Here is a 13081-nt window from a genome sequence, read left to right as displayed (position 1 = left end):
TGACGGGACGTGACGTACGTCGACCGGCCACGACGCCCACCCGCGCCGTGACCTCCGACATACGTCGACCGGTCGGCGCACCATCCGCGCCGTGACCTCCGACATACGTCGACCGGTCGGCGCACCATCCGCGCCGTGACCTCTGACGTACGGCTACCGGCCACGGCGCACCATCGGCGCCGCGGCTCCGTCGCACGGCGCCGGCCACGGCGCCCCACCGCGTCGTGACCTCTGACGTACGGCGATCAGCCACGACGCCCCACCCGCGTCGTGGCTCTTCGCCCCGGCTACGATCGTCTCGTCCGGGCTCTTTCCGTTCTCCGAGGGATCTGTCGCCATGATCGTGGCCTTCTCCATCACCCCGCTGGGCGTCGGCGAAGGGGTCGCCGAACCGGTGGCCCGCGCCGTCAAGGTGGTCCGCGAGAGCGGCCTGCCCAACCACACGGACGCGATGTTCACCACGATCGAGGGCGAGTGGGACGAGGTCATGGACGTCGTCAGGCGCGCGGTCGACGCCGTCTCCGAGGTCGCCCCGAGAGTCAGCCTGGTCCTCAAGGCCGACCTCCGCCCGGGCGTGACGGACGGCATGACCACCAAACTCCAAAGCCTCGAACGCCACCTCCCCTGACCCACCCCCTCCCACCGCCAAGCCCCCCAAGCAGAACACCTCAGCCCCAAGCCGCTCCCCCAGAAGCCGCCCCCAGCCAGCACCTCGACACCTCACCGCCCGGCCCAGAACCGGCCCCTGCCCCATGCCCGGCACCCACCACCACTCGGCCGACAACGCCAGCGTGAACGGGTAACCGGGCGCTTCGGCCAGCCGGCGCCCGACGGCCCGCCAGAACGCCGACACCCGGCCAGCGCTGGACACCCAGCCGCCCGCCCGGACTGACACCAGGACGGCACCCGGCACCCGGCACTCGACCACGGGCCCAGGGACCGACCCCTGGCCGGTGCCCGGCACTCGACCGCCCTCCAGAAGGCCGACATCCAATCGGCGCCCGACACCCAGGCGCCCGCCCATCCGAAAACCGACACCCGGCCTGTATCTCGACAGCTGACCGCCCAGAAGCCGTTCGCCATCGGCATCTGGCCGTCCGGTCGGGAAGACGGTAGTCGGCCTGCGACTGCGACAACCCGCACCGCCCCGGAGCTCTCGGCCGCATGCTCGTAACGTGACGCCCGCAGTCCGCGGTGGCCCGGCTTGAGCCCGCAGCCGGGCACACGGTGAGGAGCCCCCGCAGCGGGACGTGGCAGGAACCCTCCATGGCGCGACATGGCGAGGAGCCCCGAAGCGGGCACATGGTACGCAGCCCCCGCAGCGGGCACGTGGCACGTCGCAAGCAGCCCCGACGGCGGGACGTGGCGAGAACCCCCCATGCGGGACGTGACGAGGAGCCCCGTAGCGCGCACGTGGCACGCAGCCCCCGCGACGGACACAGGGCGGGAAGTCTCCCGTAGGTGGCAGGTGGCGCACAGCCCTTGCGGCGAACACTGATGCGGAGTCCCCGTAGCGGGCACGTAGTGCGGAGCCCCGGAGCGGCCACATGGGGGCGCGGCGAGCCCGTAGAGGGCACGTGGCGCGGCGACCCCGTAGCGGGCACGTGGCGCCCAAGGTCGCCATGAAGTGCTTCAAGCCTGACCTTCTGGCGATGTCGGTGCTGCTCGGCCCGCGGGCGGGGCGGACGCCGCCCGTTTGATCCCGTGCCCGGAAGGCGTCGTGCTTCCAGGCAGTCTGAGAGCTCCGATGAATGAGGGTTCGCGATATGTCTTGACCGTCTCTGTAGACGCGACATATCGTGTCGCTTGATCAGCGAACGCGATACTACGTGTGCCCGGAGGTGGAGGCAATGAGACAAGAGCGAGTGCCCGTGCTGGTGGTCGGCGGCGGGTACGCGGGCCTGAGCGCTGCCGCGCTGCTGGCCTGGCGCGAAGTGCCCGTCATTCTGGTCGAGCGGCACCCGAGCACGTCCATCCAGCCCAAGGCGTTCGGCATGGGACCGCGGGCCGTCGAGTTGCTGCGGCCGCTGCCGGGGATCGAGCAGACGTTCGCCGACATCTGGATCGGCATCGGCGACTCCATGCGCATCGCGATCGCCAAAACGCTGGCCGACCCCGACCCGCAGATGATCTTCGAGGACACGGGAGAGTTCGACGCCCTCGCCGACCTCACCCCCGTGCCCCGGATCGGCGCCCCCCAGTCGGAGGTCGAGCGGGTGCTGCGCGCCTACGCCGACGAGCTCGGCGCCGACCTGCGCTTCTCCACCGAGCTGATCTCCCTCGACCAGGACGACGACGGCGTCACCGCCGTGATCCGCGCTGCCGACGGCGAAGAGAGCATCGTACGGGCCGACTACGTGGTAGCGGCCGACGGCCACCGGAGCACGCTGCGCGAGCGGCTGGCCGTGCCCACCTCCGGCAGGGGCGACCTCGTGCAGATGCGCTCGATCATGTTCGACGCCGACCTGACCGGCCTGGTGAACGAGCGCGAGGTCATCGTCTGGTACCTGCACAACGACGCGTTCACCGGCGTCATCGTGACCGGCACGGGTGTCGGCGCGCACGTGCTCGGCATCAACCAGGCCCCCTCCCCGGACGGCGGCGCCGACGCCCTCACCGAGGAACGCTGCGTCGAGCTCATCCGCGTCGGAACCGGCATCCCGGACCTGGACGTGCAGGTGCTGGACACGGCGACGTTCAGCCTGGCGCACGTCGTGGCCGACACCTTCCGCGCCGGACGCGTCTTCTTCGCCGGCGACGCCGCCCACACCATGCCGCCCACCGGCGGCCAGGGCGGCAGCACCGCCCTCCAGGACGGCTGCGACATCGCCTGGCGCCTCTGGCTGGTGATCAGCGGGCAGGCCGGCCCCGGCTTCCTGGACACCTACGACGCCGAACGCCGCCCGATCGGCGCCCTTACCGCCGACGCCCAGCTCGCCAACCTCAGCGTGCGGATGCCCGTGGACGAGCGCTCCGACTACCCCGAGCCCCTGGAGGACTTCTTGCAGGCGATGCTCGGCTACCGGTACCACTCCGCCGCCGTCCTGGAGGAGCCCGGCGACGACGGCTCGCTCCTGGAGGACCCGCGCACCCCGAGCGGCCGCCCCGGCAGCCGCGCCCCGCACGTCGTGCTCGACTGGGAGGGGCAGCGCATCTCGACCATCGACCTGTTCGGCTCGGGTTTCGTCCTGCTGGCCGACAAGAGCGGCGGCCAGGTCTGGATGGACGCCGGCCGCGTGGTCAAGGAGCGCCTGGGCGTGCAGCTCACCCGCATCCTGGTGGACGACGAGCTGGTGGACGTGGAGGGCCGCTGGCGGGAGCGGTACGGGGTGCGGGAAGGCGGCGCAGTCCTGGTGCGGCCCGACGGGTATGTGGCCTGGCGCGCCCCTCGCCCCACGGCGGACCCCATGTCCACCCTCGACCAGGCCCTCACCCGGATCCTGCACCGCTGACCACCTGCCTCTCACCGGACCGGCGCCCCAACGACGTTCGCCGGGGTCGTGAAACGTGCTCATGGGCGGGGAGGCACGTTCGTCCTCCAGGGGTCTGGCCGTCTCGCGGGGGCGGAGGTCAGGCGGCGAGGGCCGGGCGTGCGGGCTGGTCGACGGAGGTCAGGTCGAGGCTGCCGGTGGTGCGGAGCCAGTCGTTGACCGAGCCGGTGAAGCCGGACGGCGGCCCCACCTTGAGACGGGTGAGCCGGCCGCAGCCGGGAGCGGGGCCCACCTTCAGGCGGCGGATGGCGCCCGACCTGCCCGGCTCGCCGAGGTCGGCGTCGCACGGGGTCAGCCGCACGCCGAACGGCGGGACGCCCCGGAGGGCGCCGGACGGCCGGATCCGCAGGAGGTCGTCGATCTCGTGGCAGGTGGCCAGCGGGTGCGCCCGCAGATGGGCGAGCTGGTCGGCGACCAGGCGATGGGCCACCGATCGGAGGAGGGCGGTCGCGCACAGGCTGTGGGCGCAGGCGGCGCCGTCGAGAGTGATCTCCGGCAGCGCGAAGCGGCTCAGGCCGCGCGAGGTGACGCGCAGGCAGTCGCAGGCGGCCGTCTCGGACGGGTCCCATGGAGGGCAGGTGGCGTCGTCGCGCATCTGCACGTCCCAGGTGAGCCAGTCGTCGCCGAGGCGGAAGTCTCCTGGCTCGCCCGGCGACCTCGGGCAGGCCGGGACGGCCGAGGCGGTCGACGGGTCGATCAGCAGGCCGTCGCACTGGCGGGCGAGGGCGCGGGCGACGGCTCTGGCGGTCTGCACGTTGCCGGGCAGGCGGCGTGGGGGCGCGGTGGTGGACACCAGCACGTGTTGCCCGGCTCGGCGCAGCCGCCGTCGTTCGTCGCCCGTGAGGGTGAGCCCGGCCGGGCGCCAGGGGGCGGGGGCATGGGTGACGGTCAGGGACGGCGGGGTTTCGAGCGCGTCACGGGCCGCCTTCCGGTACGCCCCGGGGACCCGCCAGGGCACGAACGTGTCGACGTCGAACGGCAGGTGCTCCACGGCTACGACGAACAGTGAGGTCAGCATGGCGGGGAGCGGCAGAACGATCTTCATGGGGGTGCCTCGCCTTCGAAACGTGGTGAGGCACCCAGGATCCGCAACCCGGCCCGCCCCGGTGCGGCCGAACGCCGTTCTGGGGACAAGACACCGACCGACCCCCAGCCTGTGGACAGCCCCCCGGAAACGCCTGCGCAGCACCGCCCGGCCAGGGGATGGCGAGGGTCTGGCCGGGGGGTGGCGAGGGAGATGGCGAGGGAGATGGCGAGGGCCTGACCGGCAAGGCGGACGCCCGCCGGCCGGGGAGAGGGAGCGAGGGGCTGGGCGGGGAGGCGGGGGCCGGCGGTCAGGGGGTGGTGCGGGTGATGGCCAGGGTTTGGCCGGGGAGGCGGAGGCCGTCGGGGCCGGCGGCTACCGGGTCGTCCGAGGCCAGCAGGAGGGTGGCGCCCGCCGGCGGCAACGTCAGCGTCTCCGGGGAGAAGTTGACGCTGACGCACACCGTCCCGCGCCACATGACCAGCCACCTCCCCTCCGGATCGGCCTCCACCCGCACCCGGTCCAGCCGCGGATCCGACAGCTCCGGCAGCGCCTTGCGCAGCGCGATGAGGTCCCGGTACCAGCACAGCAGGGACCAGTTCTCCTCCTCCTTCAGCTCGCTCCAGTCCAGCTTGGAACGCAGGAACGCCTCCTCGTCGGACGGATCGGGCGCGTCCCAGGCGTACCCGAAGCCGTCGAACTCGCGCTCGCGCCGCGTCCCCTCGCTCTCCCGCAGCTCTGGCTCCACGTGGTCGGAGAAGAACAGGAACGGCGCGCGGGCCCCCCACTCCTCCCCCATGAACAACATCGGCGTGAACGGCGAGGTCAGCAGCAACCCGGCCCCCAGCCTGAGCGCGGACACGGGCAGCCGGTCGCCGCCGGGCCGGTTGCCGATCTGGTCGTGGTTCTGCAGGCAGGCGACCAGCCGATGGCCGGGCACGCCGGAGAAGGGCTGCCCGTGCGCCCGGTCGCGGAAGCCGGAGTAGCCGCCGTCGTGCAGCACACCTCGGGTCAGCACCCTGGCCAGCGCCGACGGGTCGGCGAAGTCCTCGTAGTAGCCGTGGCTCTCGCCGCTCACGGCGGTGTGCAGGGCGTGGTGGACGTCGTCGTTCCACTGCGCGGTCATCCCCAGGCCGCCGGCCTCCAGCGGGCGTACCATGCGCGGGTCGTTGAGGTCGGACTCGGCGATCAGCGACAGCGGCCGGCCGAGCGAGCAGGCCAGCGCGTCGACCTCCTCCGACAGCTCGGCCAGCAGGTGGCGGGCGCGCCTGTCGTGCAGCGCGTGGACGGCGTCCAGCCGCAGCCCGTCGATGTGGTAGTCGCGCAGCCACTGGACGGCGTTGCCGATGAAGTACCGGCGGACCTCGTCGGACCCCGGCCCGTCCAGATTGACCGCTTCGCCCCAATAGCTACCAGCAAACCCGGAAAAATACGGACCAAAGGGGTGGAGGAAGTTGCCCGACGGCCCCAGGTGGTTGTAGACCACGTCCAGGATGACGCCGATCCCGGCCCGGTGGCACGCGTCCACGAACGACTTCAGCCCGTCGGGCCCGCCGTACGTCTCGTTGACCGCGTAGAGGTCGACGCCGTCGTAACCCCAGTTGCGCCCGCCGGGGACGGGGGCGACCGGCATGATCTCCACGAAGTCCACGCAGAGCTCGACCAGGTGCTCCAGCCGCTCGATCGCCGCGGCGAACGTGCCCTCGCCGGTGAACGTGCCGACGTGCAGCTCGTAGATCACCGAACCGCGCAGGTCGCGCCCCTTCCAGTCGTGGTCGGACCAGGTGAAGCGGTCGTGCTCGTAGACCGCGCTCGGCCCGAACACCCCCTCCGGCTGCCGCCGGGAGCGCGGGTCGGGGTAGGGCCCGCCGCCGTCGAGGACGAAGGCGTACCTGGTGCCGTGGCCGGCCTCGGCGACCTCGGCCCACCACCAGCCTCTCTCCCCCTGGGACATCGGCCGGCGTCCGTCCAGAACGTCGACCTCGACAGCCGTGGCCTTCGGTGCCCAGACCTCAAAGATCATGTCGCTCCAGCAGTGAGACGGGGTACTGATCGAGCAGCCGGGCCAGCGGAACCGTTCCCGAATGCGGCTCGCCGGTGAGCAGGTCGCGCCAGGATCCGCCGGGCAGCGTCAAGGTGGTGTCGCCCCACACCGAGTGGCCGGCGACCGCGGAGCGGCGCGCGAGGCGTACCGGCAGCCTGGTGGCGACCGCCACCGCCCGCGGGCCTTCGCCCCGGGCGAAGGCGATCGCGTGCTCGGCCGCCTCCCCCTCGGCCCGCAGCGGCAGGTACGGCGCCGCGCCCCCGAGCCGCCTGCGCAGCCGCAACGCCTGCGTCGTGACCAGGAGCTTGGCGGCGTCCCAGGAGGTCTCGGGCTTGCGCGGGTACGTCACGGGCCGCCGGTTGTCCGGATCGACCAGCGAGAAGTCGGTGGTCTCGTTGCCCTGGTACACGTCGGGCACCCCGGGCATCATGAGCTGCACCAGCTTGGCCCCGAGCGAGTTCGACATCGCGAACGGCTCGATGCGCTCGGTGAACTCCTCCACCGGCAGCCGCACGGCGGCCTGCGCGAACTCCCGCAGCCGCCGCTCGTAACCGGCGTCCGGACGCACCCACGAGATCGCGGTCTTGGCCTCCCGAGCCGCCTTGAGCAGGTAGTCGGTGAGGCGTTCGGCGGAGATCGGCCAGGCCGCCATGAGGTTCTGCCAGGCCAGGTAGTCGAGGTGGGGGTCGAAGGAGAGCTCCCGCGACCACTCGGACACCACGGACGCCCACTCCCGGGGCATCTCCGACAACACCGACAACCGGGCGCGCACGTCCTCCGACCGCTTGGTGTCGTGCGTGGACAGGGTCGTCATCGTGTACGGGGACATCTCCCCGCAGAAGTCATGGAACTGCTCCACCGAGACACCGAACACGTCCGGCTCGCCGCCCACCTCGTTGAGGCACGACAGCGGGAACCACCGGTACAGCGCGGTGTCCTCCACGCCCTTGGCCATGACCGGCCCGCACGTCTGCTGGAAGCGCACGATCGCCTCCGGCGAACCGTACAGCACCTGCTGGACGAGCGGCCGCACGGCGGGCGAGCACTCGGCGGCGGCCAGCTCGACGATCTCCACCGACTCGGGCGGCGGCTCCTCCCCCGGCACCAGGTAGGCGCGGTAGAGCGGCATCGCGGCCAGCAGCTCCGACACCGCGGCGGGTTCGCAGCCGGTGACCCTGGCCAGCCGGTCGATCTCCGCCCCGAAGAACAGGTCGAGCACCTCGCGCTTGGCCTGCGTCATCACCGGACGGTAGTCGTCCGGCTGCCCGGTCAGCTCGCTGAACAGCCGGACCAGCGGCTCCTTGCCCGATGGGTCGACGAACAGGCCGTTGATCCGGTTGAGCACCTCGTAGCCGGTCGTGCCGTCGCAGGCCCAGTCGGGCTGCAGCCGCTCGGGGCCGATGAGGATCTTCTCCACGACCGTCCAGGGGCCGCCGGTCCGCTCGCGCAGCCGGTCGAGGTAGCCGCGGGGATCGGCCAGGCCGTCGGGATGGTCGATGCGCAACCCGTCGACCAGGCCCTCGTCGAGCAGCCAGAAGATCACCTCGTGCGTGGCGAACAACACCGACGGGTCCTCCACGCGCAACCCGATCAACGAGGACACGTCGAAGAAGCGCCGGTAGCCGGGGCCCTCGCGCCAGTCGACCAGCCGGTAGTGGCCCGGGTGGGGGAAGGCGTGCTCGTGGTAGCGCAGGACGTCGCCGTCGACCACCGGCTCGGTGTCGTCGCCGAGCACCGGCAGCGCCACCTTCCCGTCCACCCACTCGATGTCGAACCAGTCGGCGTACGGCGAGGCGGGCCCGTCCTTGAGCACCGACCAGAACTGGGCGTTCATGGTGTTCATGTGGTTGGGCACGATGTCGATGACGATGCCCAGGTCGTGCGCGGCCAGTTCCTGGGCCATCTCGCGGAAGCCGGTGGCCCCGCCGAACTCCTCCCTGATCCTGGAGTGGTCGACGACGTCGTAGCCGTGCCGCGACCCGGGGGTGGCCTGCAGCACCGGCGACAGGTAGACGTGGCTGACGCCGAGGTCGCGCAGGTAGCCGGCGATCTCGGCGACCTGCGCGAAACCGAAGTCGGGGGTGAGCTGCACCCGGTACGTCGAGGCCGGCCTAGACACGGCGCAGCACCCGCACGCTGCGTCCGGGGACCTCGATCGCCTCGCCCGCGCGCACCATCCGCACGTCGAGCCTGATGGGCATCGCGGTGTCGATCTCGGTGTGCCACATCTCGCCGTAGTCCTGGGGAATCGTGAACTTGATCGTGTCGTGGTGGGCGTTGAACAGCAGCAGGAAGGAGTCGTCCCTGATCGGACGGCCGCGCCGGTCGGGCTCGGTGATGGCGTCGCCGTTGAGGAAGACGGCCAGCGACTTGGCGTAGCCGACGTTCCAGTCGCTGTCGGTCATCTCCTCCCCGGACGGGGTGAGCCAGGCGATGTCGCTCAGCCCGCGTACCGGCCTGCCGTAGAAGAACCTCCTGCGCCGGAAGACCGGATGTTTCTTCCGCAGCGCCGCCAGTTCCTGGGTGAACTCCAGCAGCAGCCAGTTCTCCCTGATGTCGGACCAGTCGACCCAGGTCAGCTCGTTGTCCTGGCAGTAGCCGTTGTTGTTGCCCTTCTGGCTGCGGCCCAGCTCGTCGCCGTGCGAGAGCATCGGCACGCCCTGCGACAGGAACAGCGTGGTGAGGAAGTTGCGCTTCTGCTGCTCGCGCAGCGACTCGATGGCCAGGCTCGCCGGGCCCTCCTCGCCGCAGTTCCACGACCGGTTGTCGTCGGTGCCGTCGCGGTTGCCCTCCTTGTTCGCCTCGTTGTGCTTGTCGTTGTACGCGACGAGATCCTGCAGGGTGAAGCCGTCGTGGCAGGTCACGAAGTTGATGGAGGCGGCCGGGCGGCGGCTGTCGTCCTTGTACAGGTCGCTCGACCCGGTGAAGCGGGAGCCGAACTCGGGCAGCGTGGCGGCCTGCCCGCGCCACAGGTCGCGGATCGTGTCGCGGTAGCGGCCGTTCCACTCGGTCCAGCGCGAGGGGAAGTTGCCCACCTGGTAGCCGCCCGGGCCGACGTCCCAGGGCTCGGCGATGAGCTTGACCTGCGACAGCACCGGGTCCTGCTGCACCAGGTCGAAGAACGCGCTCAGCCGGTCGACCTCGTGCAGCTCGCGGGCGAGGGTGGAGGCGAGGTCGAAGCGGAACCCGTCGACGTGCATCTCGATGACCCAGTAGCGGAGCGAGTCCATGATCATCTGCAGGACGTGCGGGGAGCGCATGAGCAGGCTGTTGCCCGTGCCCGTGGTGTCGACGTAGTAGCGCTTGTCGTTCTCGACCAGGCGGTAGTAGTTGCTGTTGTCGATGCCCCGGAACCCCAGCGTCGGCCCGAGGTGGTTGCCCTCGGCGGTGTGGTTGTAGACGACGTCGAGGATGACCTCGATGCCCGCCTCGTGCAGGCTGCGCACCATCGCCTTGAACTCCAGCACCTGCCCGCCGCGCTGCCCGGTGCTGGAGTAGCGGTTGTGCGGGGCGAAGAAGCCGATGGAGTTGTAGCCCCAGTAGTTGGACAGGCCGCGCTGCTCCAGGATGTGGTCGGTGACGAACTGGTGCACCGGCATCAGCTCCAGCGCCGTCACGCCCAGCTTGGTGAGGTGGTCGAGGATCTCGGGGTGGCCGAGCGCCGCGTACGTGCCACGCAGGTGCTTGGGGATCTTGGGATGGCTTATCGTCAGCCCGCGCACGTGGGCCTCGTAGATCACCGTGTCGTGGTACGGCGTCGCCGGCGGCCGGTCGTGCCCCCACCCGAAGAACGGGTTGATCACGATGGACCGCGGCACGTACGGGGCCGAGTCGGCGTCGTTGCGCGTGTCCGGCTGGCCGAACCGGTAGCCGTAGACCGCCTCGTGCCAGTCGACGCCGCCCTCGATCGCCATCGCGTACGGGTCGAGCAGCAGCTTGTTCGGGTTGCAGCGCAGCCCGCGCGCCGGCTCGTACGGCCCGTGCACCCGGTAGCCGTAGCGCTGGCCGGGGCCGATGCCGGGCAGGTATCCGTGCCAGATGAACCCGTCGACCTCCGTGAGCGGCACCCGCGACTCGACGTTGTCCTCGTCGAACAGGCACAGCTCCACCGCCTGGGCGACCTCGGTGTAGAGCGAGAAGTTCGTGCCCGCGCCGTCGTAGGTCGCCCCGAGAGGATAGGGGTCTCCAGGCCAGATCTCGATCATCGAGGCTCCCTTGCGGTCTCTCCCCATGTTCCGTTCCCCCGCTCCGCCGGACAAGGCCACCCTGTTCCTTCCCACGCGTCCGTCCGGAATACTCCGAAAAATCGAGTGAGCCGCCTCCGACGGCGCGGTGTCGAAGACGGCTCACGTGTTCGGCCCGGTGGGGGGTGGCGTGGTTCACGGATCCGATGCGCGGCCCCCGCGCACCGGATCCGCACCCACGATCGGGGTGACGCGACGCTGCGTCCCCGATCCCCCGCGATCAGGACGGTCGATCCTCGCTCTGGCAGTAGCGAATGATCGTCGCAGCCGGGCCGACGAGCCCCCGTCGGCCCAGCCTTATGTGACGGACGGCCTCTGGTGAGCCATCGCGTCAGGGAATGAACGCGGCATTTCGATCTCTGGTGGTTTGATCAAATCAGCCCAGGGCATCCCCCTCTCTTACGGCTTGGCTGACTTTTACCCTCCGATGCCGGAAACCCACCCCGAATTGGCACTTGCCATAGGAACGTGCCGGTGACGATTACCTACCGCACATGCCTTCGAAACCGAACCCAGGGGTACGCTCCGGGGCAACCGGCCACCGCGCGGGAAGGGAGTGTGCGGCGATGACCATCCCCAACCCGACGCTCCGGCAGCGGCAACTGGCGATGCGCTTACGCGAGCTGCGCAACGAGAAGAACCTCAGCATCGCCGAGGTGGCCCAGCTCCTCCTGTGCTCCCCAGCCAAGATCAGCCGGATCGAGACCGCCCAGCGCGGCGTCAGCCTGCGTGACGTGCGCGACCTGTGCCGCCTGTACGACGTCTCCCCCGCCGAGTCCGCCCAGCTCATGACGCTGGCCAAGGACGCCAGGCAGAAGGAGTGGTGGCAGTTCTACGACAACCGCGAGCTGCGGCAGATGCTCGGCCTGGAGGCGGAGGCCAGCGCCATCACCGAGTACGAGATCACCACCGTGCCCGGCCTGCTCCAGACCGAGGACTACGCCCGCGCCGTGATCCGCGGCTGGCTGCCCCGCATCGCGCCCGACGTGCTCGACGACCGGGTCAGGGTGCGGATGAAGCGCCAGGAGTGGCTGCACCGGCCCGACACCCTGCGCTACTGGGTCCTGCTGGACGAGTCGGTGCTCTACCGGCACGTGGGCAGCCGGCAGACCATGCATGAACAGCTCGACCGGCTCATCGAGCTGAGCGAGCTGCCGCACGTCACCATCCAGGTCATCCCGTTCACCGCGGGGGCGCACGTGGGCTTCGACAGCACCTTCCGGCTCATGGAGTTCGACCATGACTCCGGCATCGCCGACACCATTTTCGTGGAACATCAAATGGGCCTTTTCTACCTGGAGGCCGATAAGGTGGTCCGGCGGTTTCGCGAGATCATCGACCATCTGCGGGCCGAGGCCCTGGGCATCCAGGAATCGAAGCGGCGAATTACCGAGATGGCCGCAAACTTCGCTTAGCGCTCCGTCACAGGATCATCTCGTTTTTCCGGTCACCTGGCATGATGCCTCCGACACATCAGAGCCTCGTTCTCGTGGCAAGTGCCAGGTGCTACTGTTCATCCATTGGGACGCTTTCGCTCTCCACGTGAGATCGCCGGCGTCCGAGTGAAACGTCCGAGCGCGCCCGGCGAGGTCCGACCCGCCGCCGCGCCCATTGTCGATGCACGAGGGGGAGACAATGACGTCCCACCACCCTGACGTCCAGGCGGGTCCGCGGTGGCGGGCCGCCTCGCGCTGCAACAACGGAGAATGCGTCGAGGTCGCGTTGCTGTCCCCCGGCGAGATCGGCGTGCGGGACAACAAGAACCCGGCCGGCCCGGTCCTCACCTTCAGCGCCCGGGAATGGGACGCGTTCCTGCGCGGAATACGTCAGTCCGACTGAGCGCGCGGCGCTTTTCCGGCGGTCGTCCTCACGGACGCCCGCCTTTTGTTTTGTCCGGCGCCGGCGTTCGCCACTGCCCCTTTTGTCGCCTGGTCATCCTCGACTGTCAAGGTAAAATCACCTTCGGCTCAATACCTCTACAGCCGCCTTCAGGAGGTAATGGATGAAACGCCCACCTGCCCTTGACCAGGCACGCTGGCAACGGTGCAACAATGGCGACTGCGTCGAGGTCACCATGCTCGCCGACCGGGTCTGGGTGCGGGGAAGTCAGGACGCCAGCGGTGCCGTCCTGTCGTTCACCACCGACGAGTGGACCGCGTTCCTCGACGGCGTGCGGCACGGCCGCTTCGATCTCGAACGGCTCGCGCCCCAGGTCTGACCGGCCACGACGTTCTCCATCGGGCTCTGTCGGGGGCCATCGGGGTTTCAGGCCGCGGCC

General features: G+C 70.3%; 9 protein-coding genes. 5 read left to right on the top strand and 4 right to left on the bottom strand.

Annotated elements, in window-relative coordinates; translation table 11 throughout:
- The first annotated feature begins 337 nt into the window (after positions 1-337).
- On the top strand, positions 338-628 hold the full coding sequence (locus ABZ444_RS02105) for an MTH1187 family thiamine-binding protein (protein WP_357991377.1): 291 nt from the start codon (positions 338-340) through the stop codon (positions 626-628).
- A 1222-nt stretch (positions 629-1850) separates the two neighbouring features.
- Positions 1851-3452, top strand: coding sequence for an FAD-dependent monooxygenase (locus ABZ444_RS02100; RefSeq protein WP_357991374.1), 1602 nt, complete (start codon positions 1851-1853; stop codon positions 3450-3452).
- A 118-nt stretch (positions 3453-3570) separates the two neighbouring features.
- On the opposite strand, the gene ABZ444_RS02095 is transcribed toward ABZ444_RS02100, so the two are convergent.
- From ABZ444_RS02095 to glgX, 4 genes are all read right to left on the bottom strand, one after another.
- A complete protein-coding gene (locus ABZ444_RS02095) occupies positions 3571-4536 on the bottom strand; it encodes a hypothetical protein (protein ID WP_357991371.1) in 966 nt (321 codons plus the stop codon).
- A gap of 289 nt (positions 4537-4825) precedes the next feature.
- The gene (gene treZ, locus ABZ444_RS02090; RefSeq protein ID WP_357991368.1) at positions 4826-6538 is read right to left on the bottom strand and encodes a malto-oligosyltrehalose trehalohydrolase; all 1713 of its coding nucleotides are present in this window, start codon (positions 6536-6538) and stop codon (positions 4826-4828) included.
- Positions 6528-8678 (bottom strand): malto-oligosyltrehalose synthase, encoded by a 2151-nt coding sequence (treY, locus tag ABZ444_RS02085; RefSeq protein ID WP_357991365.1) that lies wholly within the window; start codon positions 8676-8678, stop codon positions 6528-6530. Before treY ends, treZ begins: the two co-directional genes overlap by 11 nt.
- Positions 8671-10764, bottom strand: a complete 2094-nt coding sequence (gene glgX, locus ABZ444_RS02080) for a glycogen debranching protein GlgX (protein ID WP_357991362.1) — start codon at positions 10762-10764, stop codon at positions 8671-8673. The genes treY and glgX overlap by 8 nt, the downstream gene beginning before the upstream one ends.
- A 605-nt stretch (positions 10765-11369) precedes the next feature.
- On the opposite strand from glgX, the gene ABZ444_RS02075 reads away from it, so the two are divergent.
- From ABZ444_RS02075 to ABZ444_RS02065, 3 genes are all read left to right on the top strand, one after another.
- Positions 11370-12218 carry a helix-turn-helix transcriptional regulator gene (locus ABZ444_RS02075; protein ID WP_357991359.1) on the top strand — a complete coding sequence of 283 codons (849 nt, stop codon included), beginning with the start codon at positions 11370-11372 and terminating at the stop codon, positions 12216-12218.
- Positions 12219-12438: 220 nt separating this feature from the next.
- Complete coding sequence (locus tag ABZ444_RS02070) at positions 12439-12642, top strand: DUF397 domain-containing protein (RefSeq protein ID WP_357971015.1); 204 nt, start codon at positions 12439-12441, stop codon at positions 12640-12642.
- A gap of 163 nt (positions 12643-12805) precedes the next feature.
- Positions 12806-13021, top strand: coding sequence for a DUF397 domain-containing protein (locus ABZ444_RS02065; RefSeq protein ID WP_357971014.1), 216 nt, complete (start codon positions 12806-12808; stop codon positions 13019-13021).
- Positions 13022-13081: the final 60 nt, after the last annotated feature.

Origin of the sequence: Nonomuraea sp. NPDC005730, from assembly GCF_040630865.1 — a bacterium.
GTDB lineage: Bacteria > Actinomycetota > Actinomycetes > Streptosporangiales > Streptosporangiaceae > Nonomuraea.
Note: the sequence above shows the minus strand (reverse complement) of the source record. Positions and strands in the feature narration are given on the sequence as shown.